This is a genomic window from Bradyrhizobium sp. Kon10 (assembly GCF_055807395.1).
The window spans coordinates 1-286 of record NZ_JBVVOZ010000192.1 but is presented as its reverse complement, the minus strand read 5'-3'; the positions used below and the strand labels follow the sequence as shown (position 1 = coordinate 286).

Annotated in this window: 1 protein-coding gene; it reads right to left on the bottom strand. The window is 55.6% G+C overall.

Features of this window, described 5'->3' with window-relative positions:
- Nucleotides 1-33 precede the first annotated feature (33 nt).
- A partial coding sequence (locus AC0L2O_RS36675) for a hypothetical protein (RefSeq protein ID WP_473373188.1) occupies nt 34-286 on the bottom strand: 253 nt, incomplete at its 5' end.

Sequence of the window (286 nt, the reverse complement as noted above, 5' to 3'; positions counted from 1 at the left end):
ACCTACGCCCTTTTCCGCGACAGCGAGAACAACCTAATCATGCTCGGATCGCATTGATCGGGCGAGCTGGAGGAGCACTCCAGGCAGCCATCCGCGAAAATTTCGTCGGCAATTAATGCCAAAAGTGAGAATCTTCGTGCTCTCGGATTGAGTTTCATAGCGCCCACCATCGGTCAGAGCGCTCGGTATCCTCGACAAGCTGCTAGAAATTTCGCAGAAGCTATCGATCTCGCTTTCGCGGTTGTGGAAATGGGGTGAGACGCGCACGAGCCCGTTGCGCGCCTCG